This is a genomic window from Spiroplasma endosymbiont of Melieria omissa (assembly GCF_964031175.1).
In the GTDB taxonomy this organism is placed as follows: Bacteria; Bacillota_I; Bacilli_A; order Mycoplasmatales; family VBWQ01; genus Spiroplasma_E; species Spiroplasma_E ixodetis_A.
Genome location: NZ_OZ035012.1, coordinates 143660 through 164835, shown reverse-complemented (window position 1 = coordinate 164835; position 21176 = coordinate 143660). Strand labels below are relative to the sequence as shown.

At 24.7% G+C, this 21176-nt stretch carries 24 protein-coding genes and 1 pseudogene; 8 read left to right on the top strand and 17 right to left on the bottom strand.

What is annotated here, in order from left to right; all coding sequences use genetic code 4:
• Nucleotides 1–221 precede the first annotated feature (221 nt).
• Entirely contained in the window at nt 222–3179 is a 2958-nt protein-coding gene (locus ACQH26_RS01105) for an AAA family ATPase (protein WP_425382581.1), read from the top strand.
• Between the two features lie 342 nt (nt 3180–3521).
• Here the strand turns inward: ACQH26_RS01105 and ACQH26_RS01100 are convergent, their stop codons facing one another.
• From ACQH26_RS01100 to ACQH26_RS01085, 4 genes are all read right to left on the bottom strand, one after another.
• Nucleotides 3522–4421, bottom strand: coding sequence for an IS3 family transposase (locus ACQH26_RS01100; RefSeq protein WP_425383055.1), 900 nt, complete (start codon nt 4419–4421; stop codon nt 3522–3524).
• A 107-nt stretch (nt 4422–4528) separates the two neighbouring features.
• Complete coding sequence (locus ACQH26_RS01095; RefSeq protein ID WP_425381862.1) at nt 4529–5017, bottom strand: IS630 family transposase; 489 nt, start codon at nt 5015–5017, stop codon at nt 4529–4531.
• Between the two features lie 40 nt (nt 5018–5057).
• Nucleotides 5058–5417 (bottom strand): helix-turn-helix domain-containing protein, encoded by a 360-nt coding sequence (locus tag ACQH26_RS01090; RefSeq protein ID WP_425381863.1) that lies wholly within the window; start codon nt 5415–5417, stop codon nt 5058–5060.
• Nucleotides 5418–5530: 113 nt separating this feature from the next.
• On the bottom strand, nt 5531–5656 hold the full coding sequence (locus tag ACQH26_RS01085; protein WP_425382580.1) for a transposase: 126 nt from the start codon (nt 5654–5656) through the stop codon (nt 5531–5533).
• A 277-nt stretch (nt 5657–5933) separates the two neighbouring features.
• On the opposite strand from ACQH26_RS01085, the gene ACQH26_RS01080 reads away from it, so the two are divergent.
• Nucleotides 5934–6368: a hypothetical protein gene (locus ACQH26_RS01080; protein ID WP_425382579.1), complete on the top strand. Its 435-nt coding sequence runs from the start codon at nt 5934–5936 to the stop codon at nt 6366–6368.
• On the opposite strand, the gene ACQH26_RS01075 is transcribed toward ACQH26_RS01080, so the two are convergent.
• Both ACQH26_RS01075 and ACQH26_RS01070 read right to left on the bottom strand, forming a co-directional pair.
• Nucleotides 6369–6857, bottom strand: coding sequence for an IS630 family transposase (locus tag ACQH26_RS01075; protein WP_425382141.1), 489 nt, complete (start codon nt 6855–6857; stop codon nt 6369–6371). It lies immediately after the preceding gene.
• 40 nt (nt 6858–6897) lie between these two features.
• The gene (locus ACQH26_RS01070) at nt 6898–7095 is read right to left on the bottom strand and encodes a hypothetical protein (protein WP_425382576.1); all 198 of its coding nucleotides are present in this window, start codon (nt 7093–7095) and stop codon (nt 6898–6900) included.
• Nucleotides 7096–7213: 118 nt separating this feature from the next.
• Between ACQH26_RS01070 and ACQH26_RS01065 the strand changes: the two genes are divergently transcribed.
• The 6 genes and pseudogenes from ACQH26_RS01065 to ACQH26_RS01040 all read left to right on the top strand — a co-directional run.
• The gene (locus tag ACQH26_RS01065) at nt 7214–7561 is read left to right on the top strand and encodes a transposase family protein (protein ID WP_425381897.1); all 348 of its coding nucleotides are present in this window, start codon (nt 7214–7216) and stop codon (nt 7559–7561) included.
• Nucleotides 7562–7565: 4 nt separating this feature from the next.
• Nucleotides 7566–7826 (top strand): transposase family protein, encoded by a 261-nt coding sequence (locus ACQH26_RS01060; RefSeq protein WP_425382578.1) that lies wholly within the window; start codon nt 7566–7568, stop codon nt 7824–7826.
• Nucleotides 7783–8064, top strand: a complete 282-nt coding sequence (locus tag ACQH26_RS01055; RefSeq protein ID WP_425382577.1) for a hypothetical protein — start codon at nt 7783–7785, stop codon at nt 8062–8064. Before ACQH26_RS01060 ends, ACQH26_RS01055 begins: the two co-directional genes overlap by 44 nt.
• Nucleotides 8065–8112: 48 nt before the next feature.
• Nucleotides 8113–8310, top strand: coding sequence for a hypothetical protein (locus ACQH26_RS01050; RefSeq protein ID WP_425382576.1), 198 nt, complete (start codon nt 8113–8115; stop codon nt 8308–8310).
• A 40-nt stretch (nt 8311–8350) separates the two neighbouring features.
• Entirely contained in the window at nt 8351–8839 is a 489-nt protein-coding gene (locus ACQH26_RS01045) for an IS630 family transposase (protein WP_425381862.1), read from the top strand.
• Nucleotides 8840–9973, top strand: a pseudogene (locus tag ACQH26_RS01040) (IS256 family transposase); the annotation flags it as partial.
• On the opposite strand, the gene ACQH26_RS01035 reads toward ACQH26_RS01040, so the two are convergent.
• The 11 genes from ACQH26_RS01035 to ACQH26_RS00985 all read right to left on the bottom strand — a co-directional run bounded on the left by ACQH26_RS01035 (nt 9970) and on the right by ACQH26_RS00985 (nt 20886).
• Entirely contained in the window at nt 9970–10287 is a 318-nt protein-coding gene (locus ACQH26_RS01035) for a glycerophosphodiester phosphodiesterase family protein (protein ID WP_425382575.1), read from the bottom strand. The pseudogene ACQH26_RS01040 and the gene ACQH26_RS01035 sit on opposite strands and share 4 nt — an antisense overlap.
• 152 nt (nt 10288–10439) lie before the next feature.
• A complete protein-coding gene (locus ACQH26_RS01030) occupies nt 10440–10826 on the bottom strand; it encodes a hypothetical protein (RefSeq protein ID WP_425382574.1) in 387 nt (128 codons plus the stop codon).
• Between the two features lie 20 nt (nt 10827–10846).
• Entirely contained in the window at nt 10847–11317 is a 471-nt protein-coding gene (locus ACQH26_RS01025) for a hypothetical protein (protein WP_425382573.1), read from the bottom strand.
• A 3-nt stretch (nt 11318–11320) separates the two neighbouring features.
• A complete protein-coding gene (locus ACQH26_RS01020) occupies nt 11321–11599 on the bottom strand; it encodes a hypothetical protein (RefSeq protein ID WP_425382572.1) in 279 nt (92 codons plus the stop codon).
• A 283-nt stretch (nt 11600–11882) separates the two neighbouring features.
• Nucleotides 11883–12803, bottom strand: coding sequence for an ABC transporter permease (locus ACQH26_RS01015; RefSeq protein ID WP_425382571.1), 921 nt, complete (start codon nt 12801–12803; stop codon nt 11883–11885).
• Complete coding sequence (locus tag ACQH26_RS01010) at nt 12803–15097, bottom strand: ABC transporter permease subunit (RefSeq protein ID WP_425382570.1); 2295 nt, start codon at nt 15095–15097, stop codon at nt 12803–12805. The genes ACQH26_RS01015 and ACQH26_RS01010 overlap by 1 nt, the downstream gene beginning before the upstream one ends.
• Nucleotides 15090–16670, bottom strand: a complete 1581-nt coding sequence (locus tag ACQH26_RS01005) for an ABC transporter ATP-binding protein (protein ID WP_425382569.1) — start codon at nt 16668–16670, stop codon at nt 15090–15092. Before ACQH26_RS01005 ends, ACQH26_RS01010 begins: the two co-directional genes overlap by 8 nt.
• Before the next feature lie 17 nt (nt 16671–16687).
• A complete protein-coding gene (locus tag ACQH26_RS01000) occupies nt 16688–17995 on the bottom strand; it encodes a BMP family ABC transporter substrate-binding protein (protein WP_425382568.1) in 1308 nt (435 codons plus the stop codon).
• Between the two features lie 332 nt (nt 17996–18327).
• Entirely contained in the window at nt 18328–19686 is a 1359-nt protein-coding gene (locus tag ACQH26_RS00995; RefSeq protein ID WP_425382567.1) for a BMP family ABC transporter substrate-binding protein, read from the bottom strand.
• Between the two features lie 64 nt (nt 19687–19750).
• Entirely contained in the window at nt 19751–20062 is a 312-nt protein-coding gene (locus tag ACQH26_RS00990; RefSeq protein WP_252319451.1) for a helix-turn-helix domain-containing protein, read from the bottom strand.
• 34 nt (nt 20063–20096) lie between these two features.
• Nucleotides 20097–20886 (bottom strand): IS5 family transposase gene (locus tag ACQH26_RS00985; RefSeq protein ID WP_425382012.1). Its coding sequence is split into 2 segments (ribosomal slippage): nt 20097–20624 and nt 20626–20886, totalling 789 coding nucleotides; the frame shifts between segments, so codons are not numbered across the junction.
• Between the last annotated feature and the right edge of the window lie 290 nt (nt 20887–21176).

Sequence of the window (21176 nt, the reverse complement as noted above, 5' to 3'; positions counted from 1 at the left end):
AATTCCATTATGAATTAATAGTATCTTAGTTATAATGTTAATTATTAGTACTATTATTAGTACTACATTATTTTATTTGTGAATTAATAAATTTTATTATAAAACAATTAAAGAACAAATAATAATGCAAATAAAGTAATATTTCTGCTAAATCTTAACAATAAATATTAAACTGATTCATGGTAAAATATAAATATATATTTTAAAATAGGTGAGGTAAGATGGCATTCTTAAAAAGAATTGAAGCATATGGTTTTAAGTCATTTGCAGAGCCTTTAACAATAGAATTTGATACTAATATTGTAGGTATTGTTGGCCCTAATGGTTCTGGAAAGTCTAATATTAATGATGCTATTCGTTGAGTTTTAGGTGAACAATCAGTTAAATCATTACGTGGTGAAAATAGCAAAGATATAATTTTTAATGGTGCTAAAGGTAAACAACCATTAAATAGTGCTCAAGTTACTTTAGTTTTTGATAATACTAATAAAATATTTAAAGTTGATTTTAATGAAGTACAAATTACTAGAAAAACTTTTCGTAATAGTTCAGAAAATGAATATTACATTAATAAAGCTCGTGTTCGTTTAAAAGATGTACAAGAAATTATTATGGGTACAGGTTTAGCTAAAGGTTCACTTGCAATTATTAGTCAAGGTAATGTTTCATGATTTGCTGATTCTAAACCAGAAGAAAGAAGAACTTTATTTGAAGAGGCTGCGGGTGTTTCAAAATACAAAAAGAGGAAAGAAGAGTCATTACGTAAATTAGAGCGTACTAATGAAAATTTAGTTCGAGTTAATGATATTATTAGTGAAATAAGTAGAAAAATTGAACCATTAGCAAAACAAGCACAGAAAGCTAAAACTTATGTTGAATTACGTGATAATTTAAAAAAATATGAAATTACTATTATTGTTAAAGATTTGGAGACATATCATAATCAATTAAAACTTACAACAGTCAGTATAAATGATAATGAAATTTTACAACAACAACTTAATTTAAATATTAGTAAGAATGAACAACAATTAAAATTTTTAAAAAATAAAAGTTATGATTTAGATAAAAACATTAATAGTTTAGAAATGAATTTATCTAATGTTAATAGTTTATTGCAAGTTTTAGAACAACAAAAATCGTTAATGAAAACAAAACAAAGTGAAATAAAAGATCAAACAGAAGTTGAAAAATTAAAAAATGAAATTGAAACTTTGCTTACTATTATTGAACAAAAAACTTTTTTACAAAAAAAAGAACAAGAAAATTTTGATAAAATTAATAATTTATTTGAAGAACTAAATGTTCAACATCAAGATTTAATTTTAGAACAAAATAATATTCATCGTGGTTTAGGCGAAAAAAAAGCACAATTAGAATCGGTAATTAATTATCAACAACGACAAAATCAAAAATATTTGGGTGTTCAAACAATTTTAAATAATAAAGATAAACTATATGGCATCATTGGAGTAGTGAGTGATTTAATTTCGGTGCCCGATCTTTATAGTGAAGCGATTGTTAAAGTATTGGGCAATACTTTAAAAAACATTGTTACGGCGACTAACAAAGATGCAACCAAGGCTGTTGAATTTTTAAAACAAAATAAAGCGGGAATTGCGACTTTTTTACCTTTAAATTCAATTCAAGTTCGAACAGCGACTAAAGAAGATGAAATTATTGTTAATAGTAAATCGGGTTATTTAAGTTTTGCTCATCATTTAGTTACAGCAGTTGATAATAGAATTCAGCCGATTATTAATTTTCTTTTAGGTCGTACTATTATTTGTGAAGACTTAGAAAGCGCAAGAGTTATTTCACAATTAATTGCTGCTAAATATCAATGTGTAACTTTAGATGGTCAATTAATTAAAGCTGGAGGTGCTATTGTTGGAGGTTATCAACATCAAAATAGTATTAATGTTTTTAAAGAAAAGTTAATAGTTTCTGAATTAAAAGAAGAAATTAAATCATTAGAACAACAATTAGTTAATATAAATGTCCAAAGAACAAGTATTGAAAGCGAATTAAATAATTATCAAGGTCAAAAGTTGACAATTACTTTAACAATAAATAAATTGATTAGTGAAATTAGTGATATCACTAATCAATCACAATTATTAACTACTCAATATCAAACATTGACTGGTAAAAAATTAGATATTGATACTACAAATCAATTAAATGATATTTTTATTCAATATGAAAATTCTAAATATGATCAAGCGACAATAAAAAGTCAATTACAATTAATTCGTAAACAGAAACATCAATTATTAGAACAAATGCAAACTTTAGAAAATGAATTATATAGTTTAAATCAAGAACATTTTATGACTAGTAATAAATTAAATAATCAAAAACTTGAGCAAGTAAAAATGGAGTCAAAAGTAGAACAAAATTTAAGACGTTTAGTTGAAACTTATAATTTAACTTATGAATATGCTAGAGAACATTATAGTGAACCATTAGCAGATGAACAACAAGCACGTAATTTGGTACAACAATTACGTAGTGAAATTGAAGATTTAGGATTTGTAAATATTAATGCTATTGAAGAATTTGAAAATGAAAATGAACGTTATTTACGTTTAAAAACTAAACATGATGAATTGCAATTAGCATCACAATCGTTGTTAACAGCCATTGATGAAATGGATAATGTTATGGTAACGCAATTTGATGAAACAATCAAAGCTATTAATATGGTATTGCCCGAAACATTTCAAACTTTATTTGCTGGAGGAACTTGTAGTTTACGATATACATCACCTGATGATATTTTAAATACAGGTGTGGAAGTGCTTGCTAATCCTCCTGGTAAAAGAATTAGTAATTTAAACTTATTATCAGGTGGTGAAAAATCATTAGTTGCATTAGCAGTATTATTTGCTATTTTAAAAGTCAAGCCATTGCCATTGACAATATTAGATGAGGTTGAAGCGCCATTGGATCCAGCAAATTTAGAGCGTTTTGCTAGATATGTTCGTAGTTTTTCACAATATACGCAATTTATTATTGTTACTCATCGTCCAGGCACAATGGAAAATTGTGATGTATTATATGGTACAACTATGCAAAATCAAGGAATTACGAAAATGGTAGCCATTAAATTAGCAGATGCTAAAAAAATTATTGAAAGCGATAAATCAGCGAAAAATGTTAATTATGTTGTTTAAATTTTTAATGTTAGCCTAGATGTTGATTGAAAAAATATAATTCTAGGACTTCACATTATATGCATGAAGTTAAAAGTGAATCATTATCTAAAAAATACTTTAAAGAAAAAATAAAGTCAATATAATATAAAAATATTGTTGTAGATTAGACACACTTTTTGGACTAATAAAAGTTTTTATAACTTTATATTATTAGTTGAGGTGTAGTTTAAAATGAAATATTTAATTAATAGTGCTGATTTTACTAAATTTGATTATAAATTTAACAAATTTGTAGAAAAGTATAAAAATGATAAAAATATTAATAAAGTTAATATTTTGGAATGGCAACACTTTTTAGGACTATTTTTTGGTAGACATTTGTTTTTGATAATTAACTGGAGTTAAGTAGTTTAAAGTGCTGTGGATTCTTATGTTGTTGTATCAATTGATGTAATCAAATAATTCTAATTTTAATTGGATTAATGATCTAAAATTTTTATCATTAATAAATTCAGTTTTGAAAGTTTTAAAAGTTGCTTCAGCAACAGCATTGTCATAAGGACAACCTTTTTTGCTTAAAGAGCGAGTAATATTGAATGCTAGTAAAAGTTTATCAATAATTTTATTATTAAATTCATTACCACAATCACTATGAAATATTTGAATATCTTTTAAACAGCGATTTGATTGCATAAATGCTTGATGTACTAATAAGGCATCTTTTCTAGTACCTACACTATGTCCAATAATTTCGCGGTTAAATAGGTCAATTAATAAGCAAATATAGTTTCATTTACCATTAACTTGAACATAAGTTAAATCACTGACAATAACTTCATTTTTAAGCCTATTATTAAAGTTTCTATTCACAAGATTAGTGATTTTTTCATCATTTACTTTGTTATTATGATTTTTGAATGATAATTTAGTGTATTTTGATATTAAATTATGCTTATTCATAATTTCTTTAATTTTTCGTCTTGATAAATAAATTTCTTGGTTTTCTAATATTACTTTTAATCTTCTTGTTCCATAAACACATTTATTTTCTTTAAAAGCACTAATAATAGCTTCATCATAAATATTATTTTGAATTTTATTTTCTTTTTTCTTTAAATTAAAATAATATGTTGATTTAGAAATTTTTAAAAAATGACACATTGTGCGAATTTTATATTTAAACTTATTGTTTGTAATAATTTCTATTTTCTGCCTATTATTAGTGCTGCTTGCTTTAAAATATCATTTTCCATTCGTAATTGTTTTAATTCTTTTCTTAATTTAATTAATTCATTTTCTTCAACAGAACGATTATCTTTAGCTTTAAAACTACCTGAATTAGTAAATTGCTTAATTCAATTATATAGCTAACTAAAGTAATGTTTACTCATATCTTGAAAAACAAAATCAATAGCTTTTTTAATATTTGGTCAATAATTTGGTAATATTTTTCTTATATTATGTTTTATAGCAAATCAAAAATGTTCAATTGGATTTAAATTAGGAGAATATGGCGGAAGAAATAATAGTTTGCATCCAGCATTTTCAATTAATTGTTGTGTTAATTTAGATTTATGAAACGTTGCATTATCTAAAACTATAATTTGTCCACGCTTTAATACTGGAATTAGTTTATTTTTAACATATGATTCAAAAATTTTACTATTGCAATGTCCTTCAAATGCTCATAAGGCTTTTAATTTACCTTTATTTAGTGAACCAATTATACTCATTCTCTTTATTTTATATGCGGGTTTATTATCAAATAATCTTTTACCTTTTTCAGATCAACCATATTTATAAAATTCATTATCATCAATTCCAGATTCATCAATATATACTAAATCTTCATTCATTATTTTAGCTATTTCTTTTAAAAAATCTTCTTGTTTATTTTTATCTCTTTGTTCATATAGAAAAGTTTTTTTTATATGTATAATTTAGTTTTTTAAAATAGTTATAAACTGTTTCTTTAGTCATATTTCCAAATTTATCAATTACTTTTTGAACTGTAACATCTTTATTTTCTGCTAAATAATTTTTTAATTCATCTAAATCCTTTATTTTGTGGCTATGTCCTTTTTGATAATTCAAAATTGGTTTTATATGCCCAGTTTCTTTTTTTCTTTTTCTTCATAAAAATAAAGTCTTTCTAGTGATATTGAACACTTTACAAATTTCTTTAATTTTCATATTTTTACTTTCATAAGCTTCTATTACTTTTCTTCGTAAGTCTTCACTGTATGGTTTTGGCATAATTTAATCTTCCTAATCTATTTTAATTATTGCTGAATTGTACTTTTAAATTCAAAAACTGTTTAAATTACATATTATTATTTTACATTATTTATGAGTAAATATTACTTTAGTTAGCTATAAGTAGCTGCTCTTGTAACATTATATTCTTTAGCAAGGTAAGATACTGATTTGCCGCTTTGATATAAAGCTACTATTTGTTTTTTAAATTCATCGGTATATGAATTAATATTGGCCATAATTATAGTTCCTTTCTTTCAACTAATTTGTTCACTTGTCTACGTAATTAGTGTCCAATAAAGTGTAACCCATCCAACAACTGCATTTATTAATAGATTAGAGCGTAGATTTTTTAAACTTAAAGAATTTAAAACTTTACCAAAAACTGAATTAGGTAGTAGAGCATGAAGAGTAGAAAGAAAAGAATATTTAACTTTTCATAAAATTAATAATTTAAATAAAAATATTGGTATTTCAATTTATAAAAATAAAAGTAAATATAAAACATGAAAGTAGGTGGTAATTATTATTGAATTAGATAAACCAATTAAAGCAATTGGTATATGAAATACTATTAATCCATTAAGTAAAGATAATAAAGAATATAAAAGATTAAATAAGATTTGATTTAATAAAAATAGTACTCATATTGATAAAATTAAAATTTTAATATCAAATATTTTAAAAATAACAAGTCATATTATTGGTATGTTTATAACATTATTTTTTACAATAACACCATGATTAATACCTAAAATACCAATATCAATGGGAATAGGTAATTATACTAATCAATATAATTTTACTTGACCTGACCATTTAATATTAACTTTATTTCCTATGTTTGGTCATATTGGATTAAATTTAGTGACTAAATTAGGTAATTATGGAAAATTAATTAAATATGCATTAATAACAATACCAATTATTATTACAAGTCCTTATTTATAGCTAACTAAAGTAATGTTTACTCATATCTTCAAAAACAAAATCAATCGCTTTTTTAATATTTGGTCAATAATTTGGTAATATTTTTCTTATATTATGTTTTATAGCAAATCAAAAATGTTCAATTGGATTTAAATTAGGAGAATATGGCGGAAGAAATAATAGTTTGCATCCAGCATTTTCAATTAATTGTTGTGTTAATTTAGATTTATGAAACGTTGCATTATCTAAAACTATAATTTGTCCACGCTTTAATACTGGAATTAGTTTATTTTTAACATATGATTCAAAAATTTTACTATTGCAATGTCCTTCAAATGCTCATAAGGCTTTTAATTTACCTTTATTTAGTGAACCAATTATACTCATTCTCTTTATTTTATATGCGGGTTTATTATCAAATAATCTTTTACCTTTTTCAGATCAACCATATTTATAAAATTCATTATCATCAATTCCAGATTCATCAATATATACTAAATCTTCATTCATTATTTTAGCTATTTCTTTTAAAAAATCTTCTTGTTTATTTTTATCTCTTTGTTCATATAGAAAAGTTTTTTTTATATGTATAATTTAGTTTTTTAAAATAGTTATAAACTGTTTCTTTAGTCATATTTCCAAATTTATCAATTACTTTTTGAACTGTAACATCTTTATTTTCTGCTAAATAATTTTTTAATTCATCTAAATCCTTTATTTTGTGGCTATGTCCTTTTTGATAATTCAAAATTGGTTTTATATGCCCAGTTTCTTTTTTTATTTTTATAGACTTACTGCATAACTAGTTAACTTTTCATTTTTTTGTTATTATTAAAATAAAATTTGAATAGTTAAGGATAAATTTTATGACATATTTTGAATTAAAAGATAAACCGGATCAATATTTTCGTAAAATAGTTGGTATTAATAAACTAGTTTTTAATGAAATTTTAAATATTTTATTAGATCATCAAAATCTAAAAAATACCACTGGTGGAAGGCCATATAAAATGTCAATAGAAGATAGACTAGTAATGACTTTAAGATATTTATATGAAAATCGTACATATCATAGTATTGGTGCTGAGTATGATATGGTTGATACTACTGCTTTACGAAATATTCGTTCAATTGAAGACATTTTAATAAATAATAATAAGTTTAATAATTTAACAAATAAAAATATTTTTTTAAAAAGAAGAATTCAAAAATAAAATTTTGATAATTGATGTAACAGAAGTAGAAACAGAACGACCAAAATATAATCAAAAAGATTGATTTTCTGGCAAAAAATGAATGCATACTGTTAAGTTTCAAACCATAATTAATGCACATACTAATGAAATTTTAAATATTTTTCCTGATACTGGTAAAAATCATGATTTTAAAACTTTTAAAAATTCAAAGTTAGAATTTTTGTCAGAAACTGTAATTCTTGCAGATAAAGAAAGGTTATCAAGGTTTACAAAAAATTCATAGTAATACATTTTTACCCATTAAAACTAGTAAAAATAATCCTAAAACAAGTAAAATTAAAATTTTTAATAAGATTATTAATAAAACTCGCAGAAAAATTGAACATGTTTTTGCATTTTTAAAATGTTTTAAAATTATTGGTTATAAATTTAGAAAAGGTAGAAAACGAATATTTTTAAGATTTAATTTAATTGCAGGATTTTATAATTTATCATTAAAACTTAAAAACGTTATGCAGTAAGTCTTATGAAGAAAAAGAAAAAAAGAAACTGGGCATATAAAACCAATTTTGAATTATCAAAAAGGACATAGCCACAAAATAAAGGATTTAGATGAATTAAAAAATTATTTAGCAGAAAATAAAGATGTTACAGTTCAAAAAGTAATTGATAAATTTGGAAATATGACTAAAGAAACAGTTTATAACTATTTTAAAAAACTAAATTATACATATAAAAAAAACTTTTCTATATGAACAAAGAGATAAAAATAAACAAGAAGATTTTTTAAAAGAAATAGCTAAAATAATGAATGAAGATTTAGTATATATTGATGAATCTGGAATTGATGATAATGAATTTTATAAATATGGTTGATCTGAAAAAGGTAAAAGATTATTTGATAATAAACCCGCATATAAAATAAAGAGAATGAGTATAATTGGTTCACTAAATAAAGGTAAATTAAAAGCCTTATGAGCATTTGAAGGACATTGCAATAGTAAAATTTTTGAATCATATGTTAAAAATAAACTAATTCCAGTATTAAAGCGTGGACAAATTATAGTTTTAGATAATGCAACGTTTCATAAATCTAAATTAACACAACAATTAATTGAAAATGCTGGATGCAAACTATTATTTCTTCCGCCATATTCTCCTAATTTAAATCCAATTGAACATTTTTGATTTGCTATAAAACATAATATAAGAAAAATATTACCAAATTATTGACCAAATATTAAAAAAGCGATTGATTTTGTTTTTCAAGATATGAGTAAACATTACTTTAGTTAGCTATATAAAGAATTAACAAAAAGATTAGTAGAAAAGATGTTAAATTCTGAAATGCAAAATTATTTAGGGTATGAAAAAAATCAACATAGTAATAGTGAAAATGCTCGTAATGGTATAAGTTCAAAAAAATTAATAACTCAACAAGGTAAAATTGAAATTAATGTACCAAGAGATCGTAATAGTGATTTTACTCCTGTAATAGTTGCAAAAAGACAGAGAAGATTTGATGGCTTTGATCAACAAGTTCTTTCACTATATGCCAAAGGAATGACTTTATCAGATATTAGAATGCAGTTGCAAGAGTTATATCATGGTGCAGATATTAGTGAAAGTGTTATTAGTCAAATTACTGATGATGTGATAGATGATGTCAAGGCGTGGCAAAATCGACCATTAGAAAGTATTTATTCTATTGTTTATTTTGATTGTATAGTAGTTAAAGTACGGCAAGATAAACGCATTATTAACAAATCAGTTTATATAGCATTAGGAGTGGATTTAGAAGGCAAAAAAGATGTTTTAGGTTTATGAATTAGTGAAAATGAAGGTTCTAAATTTTGACTAGCTAATTTTACAGAAATGAAAAATCGAGGCTTAAATGATATTTTGATTGCTTGTAGTGATAATTTAACAGGCATGTCAGAAGCAATACAAGCAGTTTATCCTAAAACTGAACATCAATTATGCATAGTTCATCAAATTAGAAATAGTTTAAAATATGTTTCATACAAACATCGAAAAACCTTAGTTGCAGATTTAAAACCAATTTATAGTGCATGTAGTGAAGAACAAGCAATGCAAGCTTTAGAATCATTTGAAAGTAAATGAAATAAACAATATCCGCAAATTACTAAATCTTGATATAAAAATTGAGATAATTTAATGGTTTTTATTAGTTATCCACCAGAAATTAAAAGAGTGATTTATACTACAAATGCTATTGAATCTGTTAATAGTCAATTACGAAAAGTTATCAGAAATAAAAAAGTTTTTCCTAATGATATGGCAGTTTTCAAAATATTTTACTTAGCAATTGAAAATATAACAAAAAAATGAACAATGCCCATTCAAAATTGAAATACAGCAATTGCTCATTTTATGATAAAATTTGAAGATTGAATTAATCTGAACTAGTAACTTTGTAAAACAAAGATACACAGATTACATAAAAGCCTCATAAAATCATTAAATAATGGTGGAATTCAATCTTTATTATTTTTAAAAAATTCCAAATTAATAATTTCTTCATATAATAAACTACTAACCTCACTTTTATTATTGGCAATTCTTTCAAATGTATCATCATGAAAAATAATTACTTTATTATCTTTTGTTAATCGAATATCAAACTCTACTGCTTGGCAAATTTTCAAAGCATTTTGGAAATCAATGATTCGATTTTCACCTTCTGTAGAACGAAATCCACGATGTGCCACTAATAATGCCATAAAATAAACACCCCCAATATTCTTATACCTAATTATTTTACACTAGACTTGTTTTGTAATTAAAAAAGTACTTTGTGTTTCCCAAAAATTCAACTATAAAATTTTATTTTTTTAAGTTTAAGTAAAAATTAACAATTAAAATTAATATTTAATTAAGGAATAAGTCCGGTTGATAAATCATAATCATAAATATCACTATCTAAATTACTTGTAACTACAATACTATTATTTCATTCAATATTTTGTTTTGCTATTTTTTCATTAACTAACAATTGTTCAATAGCTTTATCTAATAAATTTAATTGATCTAATTCTAAATTATTTGATATATCTTTTACAATTTCTTCACCATACACATCATCAAAAATTAAATTAGATGACAAATTTTCACTACTCATTACTGAACTTTGTTCTTCATTAACCATATATTCAAACTCTATTTTCTCTAACAACTTATCTAATTCTGTTTCTTGTGTTTCTGAATAAAGTTGTGATTCTAAAACATCTCATGCAATATTTTTTATTTGTTCACTACACATATCATCACAATTAAAACTGCTTAACTCAAAATTTTGTTTTGAACTAAAAACATAATCAGATTGCAATTCTCTTTGTTTTTGCTTTTCTTGCTTATTAACTTGGTATCTTTTTTTATCATATTCTCTCCTCCTTGCTTTCACTTCAGGTCTTTGTTTATATTCTTTTTGCCTTTCTTTATTGCGTTGATATCATTTTTTTTATATTCTCGCTGTTTTTCTTTAATAAGCTGATATCTTTTTTTATCATATTCTTGTTTTTTTGCTTTTACTTCAGGTCTTTGAGTATATTCTTTCTTTTTCAATTTTACTTCAGACCTTTGAGCATATTTTTTCTTTCTTGCTTTTACTTCGCGTTTTTGAGCATATTCTCTCATTTTCAATTTTACTTCAGATCTTTGAGTATATTCTTTCTTTTTCAATTTTACTTCAGACCTTTGAGCATATTTTTTCTTTCTTGCTTTTACTTCAGGTTTTTGAGCATATTCTCTCATTTTTTATTTATTCTTTTGATATAACTTTTGATCACATTTTCTCCTCCTTGCTCTCACTTCAGGTCTTTGTTTATATTCTTGATTTCTTGCTTTCACTTCAGGCCTTTGAGCATATTTTTTCTTTCTTGCTTTTACTTCGGGTTTTTGATTATATTCTTTTATTTTTGCTTTTACTTCAGGTTTTTGATCATATTTTTGTTGTTTTTCTTTATTAGATTGTTTATTAACTATTTCATTAATTTGAAATGAATAAACTGTATTAATAACTATACTTCCTTCCATTATTCATGTTTTTCCCCTCTAAATATAATTAATTAAATTTAATTTAAACTTTTACCACATTTTTCTATCTATCAAAAATTATATTTATTTTTTTTGATAAATAAAACTGTATTATTGCGAATTTTTTTCAAATTCTTAATAAAATAAAAAATTTTATAGTATAAAATAACCATAAAATTTTTTATTTTTTATTATATTTTTAATTAAGTCTTGGAAAATATTACTAAAAAAGTAAAATTTAATTTCAAAATTAATTCATCATTAAAATTATTAATAACTAATTTTATCGTTTAGATTTATTGAAAGCAATACCCAATGCTTTTGGTGTTTTACTTCATTTTGATGTAAACACTAAAACTAATAAAGATGTTACAAAAGGCAATATATTCCATATATCAGAATTACTTGATATTCATTGAGGAATATTTGGTAAAAACGTAATTCTGGCACCTGTTGTTTCAACAATAGCAAATAAGGCAGCACCAATTGTAATCAATGGTACCCTTCATTGTCCAAAAATTAAAATAGCTAAAGCAATAAAACCATTTCCACTAACTGTCCCACGAAAAGTTTGACTAGCATACATTGGAAAAATACCACCAGCAATTCCTGCTAAAAAACCAGATAATAATACAGCAACATATCGTTGTTTAATAACATTAATTCCCGCAGCATCAACTGCATTGGGATTTTCACCAGTCGCAACATGATGTAATCCTCATTTAGTATATTTCAAAATAATAGCAATACTTACTAAAACTATAATTGCTAAAAATAAATATAAATTAAAAAATTCATTATTACCAATTTTTGGTAATTGATAAATATTTGTTAATGAAATAAAACCATTATTCCCTGGTAACTGAACAACAAAAACTGCAATTGCTGCTGCTAAAATATTAATTGCAACGCCAGAAATAATTTGATCAGATTTTAAAGTAACTGATGCAAAAGCATGGAAACAAGCAAATCCCATTCCCGCTAATCCACCTACTAATAAAGCAATAATTTGTGATCAATTACCTCAATTAACACCTATATTTTTCCCAAATGAAGAAAAAGCAAGAGCACCAATTGTCATCATTCCTTCAATACCAATATTAACAACACCAGCACGTTCTGAAATTAATCCAGATAATGCACCAAGTACTAAAACAACAAAAATTAAACTAGAATGTTCAAGAATTATTTTGAGTGCTTCCATTAACTTTTTCCTCCTGTTCTTTCGGTTTTTATTTTCATAATTGCTTGTTGTTCATTTTTAAATATATCAGTAAATTTATTAATAAAAGTTGTCTTTTCAATTTCCGCTTTTTTAGTAAATTGTTTGGTTAATATATTAATATTACTATTAATTGGGATAATTTGACTTTTTAATTGCTGTTTGTTAATTTTATAATTTTTAATTAACTCTTTAACATTATTTTTATAATTAGTTTGAAGTTGATGTTTTGCTAAAATTAATTGTTTTTTTATTTTTTTATCGTCAGTTTTAACTTTTTGATTTTTTAATGACTTTAATTCATCACTTAATTCTTGTTTCAATTTATTAATTTCTCGATAAAGATTTAATTTTAAGTCTTTTACTCTTGACTTATCTAATATTGCTTTTTGTTTTTTTAATAATGTTATTTCTCGAATTAAATCTTGCTTATAGTTATAAACATTATTTTCATATTTCATTTTTTCATTAATATACATATTTAAACTTTCACCATAAATCGTTTTTATTTCTTGTTGAAAATTATTTCAATTACCAATTTTACCTTTTTTTCAAATTGCATTATATTGTTTATATATATAATGATTTAAAGCTTTATTTTCTTGGAAAAATTGTGCTCAATTAACACCAACTTTATCATTTTTATTATTAATAACTGCTTGTAACTGTAAGTTGATATCACTATTAACTTTATTAATTTCTTGCGAAAGATTTTGTTTTAAATTTTTAACTACTGACTTATCATCTCATAGTATTTTATTATATTTTCCTTTTAATTGTTCTTTATCAATTTTATATTTTTTAATTAATTCCTTAATTTCAACTTTATAAGTAATTTGAAGTTGACATTTTTTTAAAATTAATTGTTCTTTTAATTTTTTATCATTAGTTTTAACTAATTGATTTTTTAATGACTTTAATTGATCACTTAATTCTTGTTTCAATTTATTAATTTCTTGTGAAAGATTTTGTTTTAAATTTTTAACTTTTGACTTATAATCTGATAATGATTTATTATATTCTATCTTTAAGTGATTAATTTTATTATTTTTTTCTTTAATTAAATCTGATTTTAACTTATTATATTGTCTCTTTATTTTAAAATTTTCAATAAAATGATAGTACATCTTGGCAATAAAACTATTTGTAACTTTTCGTTTTTCTCCATCAAAGGCTATATTTAAATAACGAATTAAAAATTTAATTGGCTGTAAACGAGATAATAAAACTGCACAGGCAGCTGAATAAATAATAACACCAAAAATAATATCACCAGTTGCTGTTGGTAATGTTAATACTGAACCAATTGAACCACCACTCTTAATTAAACCCCAAAGAAAAGCAGAACCCACAACACCTATTGGATTAATTTGACCAACTAAGGCAACAGCTATACTATCAAAACCAATAGTCGGCAAATCATCAGTTAAAAAACTAATTGAAGGATTTTTGGCAATGTAATAAATAACAGCCATTACTCCTGCTAATGCTCCTGAAATAACAAATGATGTTATGCAATAATGTTTATGATTAATACCACTATAAACCGCAGCAAATGGATTTAAACCTACTGTTCGAATTTTATAACCTAAAGTTGTTTTTTTCAATAAGAATCAAACTGTTATTATTAAAATAATAGAAATTAATAATGGTAGTATACAATTATAACCATTAATACTCATACTATCATGAATAGTTGCTGATGTTCCGTGATCAGCATTATATAAATCTTTATTGATTTTAAATAGTCATTTTACTAAATATCAAATTGTTCAATTTAATAAAATAGAAGTAACGACCTCATGAACATTAAAAAAAACTTTTAATAATACTGTTACCAACGCCACCAATATTGCTGCTAATACTCCAGCAAAAAACGCGCTAATTATAGCTAATGGTTGTGATAAGTCATAACGAACACCAATTGCGATAACAACAGCTCCTGCTGCTAACATTTGACCAGCAACTCCAATATTAAACATTCCTGAGCGGAAAGAAATAACTAGTGCTAATCCTGCTACAATATAAATTGCTCATCAAACTAAAGTATTATCTCAATTATTAGCTGGCCAACTTGTAAAAGCATATGTTAATAACAACTGAAAATAAGTAAAAGCATTTTGACCTGAACCAATTATAACAAAACAAGCAATAATTAATCCAAAAATAATGGCAAAAATTGAACCCTTAAATTTAGTAAGACTACTATTCATTTCTTTTGAACCAAGATATAAACGACTTCGTCGTTTTAAAAATCATGTTTTTTGTTTAAACATTATCTTCATTTCCTTCCATTAACATTTTTTGTCCCGCCATCATTAATCCTAACTGTTCACGAGTAACATTTTTAGCACTAACATTACCAGTAATTTTACCAGCATGTAAAACAACAATTCGATCTGCTAATGACATAACTTCTGATAATTCATAAGAAATTAATAATACTGCATTACCTTCATTTTTTTCATCAAGAATACGACTATGAATATATTCAATAGCACCAATATCCAAGCCGCGTGTTGGCTGAGCAACAACTAAAATTTTATGTTTTCTTGTTAATTCTCTACCAACAACCGCTTTTTGTTGATTACCACCCGACAAACCTCTAACTAAAGCAAAACCACTTTTACTACCACGAACATCATAATTATTAATAATATTTTGTGCATAAGATTGAATAGCTTTACTGCGAATCAAACCATACTTAGAAAAAGGATATTCGCTAATATTTTGTAAAACCATATTTTCAATAACATTATAGTCTAAAACAAGTCCATATTTATGACGATCTTCAGGAATATGACTTAAACCACTTTTATATAAACTTTGAATTGAACTGTGTTTCATATTTTTATTACCAAAAAAAATATCACCTTTTTCTGGCTTAATTAAACCAGTAATTGCTGAAATTAATTCGGTTTGACCATTACCTTCAATACCAGCAATAGCCACAATTTCTCGTGACTTAACTTCTAAACTAAAATCAGAAAGACCCATTATTGATTTCTTATTACCAATTTTATGAACAAATAAATTATCAATTTTTAATAATACTGGCCCTAATACAACATTACCTTGATTTCTAATATCAACTAAATCTCTACCAACCATCAAAGTAGCAATTTCTTCTTTAGTTTTACTCTTAGATTCAAAAGTTTCAATAACTTTACCTAAACGAATTACTGTAACATTATCAGCAACTTGTTTAACCTCTTCTAATTTATGACTAATAAAAATAATAGTTTTACCATCACGTCTAAGTTCTTCAATAATTGTTAATAAACTAGTAATTTCTTGTGGTGTTAAAACCGCGGTTGGTTCATCAAGTACAATAATACTAGCACCACGATAAAGAACTTTTAAAATTTCAACACGTTGTTGCATACCAACACTAGCATTCTCAATTTTTAAATTAAGTTTAATGTCTAATTTATATTTTTTTGAAATTTCTAAAATTTTAGATTTAGCTTTTTTATAATTAATTCACTGTCATTTATGAACTGGTTCACTACCTAAAATAATATTTTGTAAAATAGTGAAGTTATCAACTAATTTAAAATGTTGATGTACCATTCCAATACCTAATTCACCTGCTCTAATTGGTCCTGATATTACTACTTCTTTACCATTAATTTTAATAATACCTTTTGTTGGTTGATATAGTCCAAATAAGATTGACATTAGTGTCGATTTACCTGCACCATTCTCACCAACCAAAGCATGAATTTCTCCTTTTTTAATTTTAATAGAAATATTATTGTTAGCAATAATAGTATCTAAAAAAACTTTAGTAATACCTTCCATTTCAACAGCATATTGTAAGTTCTGTTTTTCAATATTTACTTGCATTTTATCACCCCTCTTAATTATTTAAATGGATCATATTCTTTTTTAATACCATTAATTCAATAATGATCTTTTAAATTGAGTACTTTTTGTCATCCAGCAGAAATTTTATCTAATCAATTAGTAGTTTCTGTCATTAATGGTGTGTAAATATCTTTATCACCATCTTTAATTGCTTTATTTGGTGCTATTCCAGTAAAATTAGGTCCACCTCTGTATGGTGCATCATCAATAAATGTTTGATCGGCAGTTGGATCAGTTGGATGCTCTGGATTCTGATTAGTTTTACCAACTGATTTTCAGAGCATAAGTTTAATTGAACTAATTAAATCTTTTTCTGCAGAAGTAATAAATCTATCTGCAGATTGTGGATATTGAAGTTGTTGATCTGTATCAACACCAATAATTTTACCTTGACCAGATTTTTTTAATGATGATAAAGTATCTTCGGTTTGTGGTCCTGCTACTGGAAAAATAACATTAGTTTTTTGTCGAGCAAGATCATCATTAATTGCTTGTGAACCTTTTGAACCTTGAGTAAAATCACCACTAAATTGAGTACCTGAATTTATAAATTTAATATTTGGTAATGGTTCTTTAAAATCTGAATTTAAAATTTTAACCCATGATATTAATTTTTCTTCATCTTCTTTATTTTTAAATTTATTATTAAAAAACTGTATGGCTCAATAATAACCATACATATAATTAGTAACTGCTGGAATATCAAGTCCACCATAGGTTGACATTTTTAAATTATCAAGTCCACCATATTGATTAGCATGCGCAGTTAACCATATTGCCCCCGCCAATCCGGCTAAAAAGCCTGATTGTTCTGCTTTGTAAAGTAAGCCAGCCAATTGTTTATTAGATTTTGGTACTTCTTTATTTGGAGTATCACCATCAATAAAAATAAATTTCACTTTATGTTTTAAAATAGTATTTTGTGCTTTAACCAAAGCATTATGATGTAAAAATCCTGAAGCAATAATTACTTTACTATTTATGAAAACGGCTTTATTATATGATGTCATTAAATCATCAGTATTAGTTAATTGGGGATTATCTCAAGAAACCTCAACTCTTTTATTTTTATATTGAGGATCAACATAATCACTATGTGTTCAATCATTAAACTCTTGCTTAAACTTGAGGGCAGCATTATATGATGATTCATTAAAAGAAGCATCATTAATAGTATGTCCATCAGTTACAACAGTTATTCGATAAATATTTGGATCATTAAACTGACTATTGCAAGCAATGATTGGTAATATCATTATTACTGACAATGATATTGCACTAAATACAGTAAAAATTTTACGCATACTATTATATTCCTCCTACAATTATATATAAATATTTATATAAAAAAAATATAAAAAAAGAAAGCAAAAACATTGCTTTCTTAATTCAATTATTCAAAATAAAATAAAACTGTGTATAAATAAATTTTGAAAATAAATAGGTGGGAATAACTTACTATTAAAAAATACAATATATATGTATTTAATATTAATTATTTTCTTATTTTCACAATTAACTCTAAACACTAGTTTCTCCTTTAATGGCATAACTACCATTATATAAGATAATAAAACTTATTCTTTAAAAATTCAAGAATAATTATAATTTTTTTAAAATATATAGTAAAGTTTTATTAAAACTGTGGTTTATACTTTTCAACACTTTCATCAACATAATTTTTTCAAGCATTTTCTCACTTATCACGAGTAGAATCATTAGCTAAATCAGCAACTAATTTATTATAAGCATCAGTTACTTTTTGTGCTAAACGTCAATAATCATTACTATCAATAATTAAGTTATTATAAATAGCACTAATAGAATCATTATTAGCAATTCCAAGATATTGCTGACCACCTAATGCTGGTTGTGGTATGCTGCCATCAAAGTATTGTTCACCATTAATAGGTTTAATAACTGAATGTTGATCATCCTTATTATAATCTAAATTAAAAGAATGTCATAATCAAGTATTAACTGACTTATGAATTCCTTTTAAAGCTGATGTAATAAAAATATCTTTAGCATAACTATATTGAACACTTTGATCAACATCGACACCAATAATTTTTGCTTTGCTATTAGTAGTAGAGTTTTTAACAGCTGATACTAAATCAATTGTTTGTGCTCCTGCAACAGGCATTACAATATCATCTTTATATCCATCAATTAATTGTGAAGTTATTGCTTTTGATGATTTTATACCGGATTCAAAACTACCTGTAAATTGTTTAGCAATTTTATCAAAATGAATATCAAATTTATTAGTTCATTTTTCAATTTTTTCCTTACCCTCTTTAATTCTAATGGCATTAGTCATTTCCAATAAATTATCATTGCTATTACGATATTTATTAAAATAATATACACCTCAATAATAACCCATCATATAACTAACAATAGTATCAGCTGGTAAACCACCAAAAGTTGACATTTTTAAACCATTATCATCATATGTTTCATGATTAGCAGCTAATCATATTGCTCCTACTAATCCTGATAAAAACCCTGATTGTTCTGCTGAATAACTTAAACACGCTACATCAACTGGTTTTTCTAATTTAGCATCAACTAAAATAAAACGAACACCTAACTTTTTATATTGATTTTGAATAGCTGGTGTTAATGCACCAAGATGATTAAACCCAACAACAATAATTGTTTTAGCGCCAGCAAATGTTGCTAAATTATAATTATTTTGTAAAGTTGAAACAGTACTATCTCGTGAAATAATTCAACGCGTTTTCATTTTTTTATTTTTTCAAACTTCATTACTGGGTAAATTACTAATCATAATACGATTATCATTAAATGTTTTAGTAAACTCTTTTGAACCTTCTAATACTTGCTGATTAAAAGCTTTATCAAATAAATCACCACCATCAGTAATTATTCAAATATCACCAACACTAGGAATACTACATCCAATTAATCCTACTGATGAACTATTTATTAACAAAGTAATAATTAATAATTTTAAAAAATATTTCATAAATTTCTCCTATAAATAAAAAAATGTACTACAGTAAAAATATTAATATTTATTTACAATTTTTTTATACTTTATTTTTACCATATTTTTCATCAAAATTAATAATTCCTCTATTATATGCATCAATAATAATTCGTGCGCAATGAACAGGATTATATAAAATATTAGTTTTTAATTGTGAATTAGCCATTAACAATTTAATAAATAGTTCAAAATCATTTTCTTTTAATACAAAATCATGCGTAAAACCTTTTATATCATTCATATCTACTAATAATGCTAAAAGAATTTTATGAATTATTCCTCATGAAGAATTTTTAGCATTACTCTCAATTCTACTAATTGTTGCTTGACGAACACCTACTAATTTCCCCAAATATGCTTGCGTTCAACCAAGTCTTAGAACCTGTTTAGAATCTTTTTAATAAAACTGAAATAAAGGAAAGAACAACCATTTGTAAACTAGTATTTAGTTTTCTTTCACAATTTTTTCATAATCTTCTGTATTTTTCTAATCAAGCAAAGCTTCGTTCTACAATTCATCTTTTTGGTAATACTACAAAAGTATGTAGTTCATTGCGTTTTATAATTTCAACATTTGCATTTATGATTGTTTTGATTTCAGAAGCAAATTTTTCACCAGTATAACCAGCATCTACTATTATTTTTTGAACTGCAGAAAGATTTTCTTTTTCATTTTCAATCATTATTATAGCGCTATTACGATCTGTTTTTTCTGCTGTGGTTATGTAAATTGCATGTGGTAAACCTTGAGAATCAACAATAATATGACGCTTTATTCCTGAAATCTTTTTACCAGCATCATAACCTTTATTTTCAGTAGTATCTGTATTTTTAACACTTTGCGAATCAATTATACAAAAACTAGTTTGTTCTTTGCGATTATTGTTGATACGAACTTTTTTAACCAATTTTTTTTAAAATTAATTGCCATACACTAGCTTCTTTACCGTTATTTTTACTTCAAATTTGAAAATAATAATATACAGTTTGTCATTTTGGAAAATTTTTTGGTAGCATTCTTCATTGACAACCACTTTTTAATACATATAAAATTGCACAAAATACTTCATATAAATCTAAACTTCTTGGTTTTGTTTTCTTTTTGCTATTTTCTAAAATTGATTTTATGTTCTCAAATTGTTCTTTGGTGACATGACTTGGATAATTTTTATGCATAATATATACCTCTGATTTTAAAATATATAATCATTTTACATTATTTTCGAAAAGATTCTAAACAGGTTCTTATACTATCAATACAAGCAAAAATAATGAATTAGGCATTAATAATATAATTATTACTAATATTATATTTAATAAAAGTACTTTAAAATTAACAACAGAAGAAGGTTTTAGACAAGGTAATCCAATTACTAGTTTTAAATTAAAATTTAAAAGTGATGATAAACAAAAGCAATTTGATGAACTAGTTAAATTACTAAATACAAAAATTTCTACACAATTTT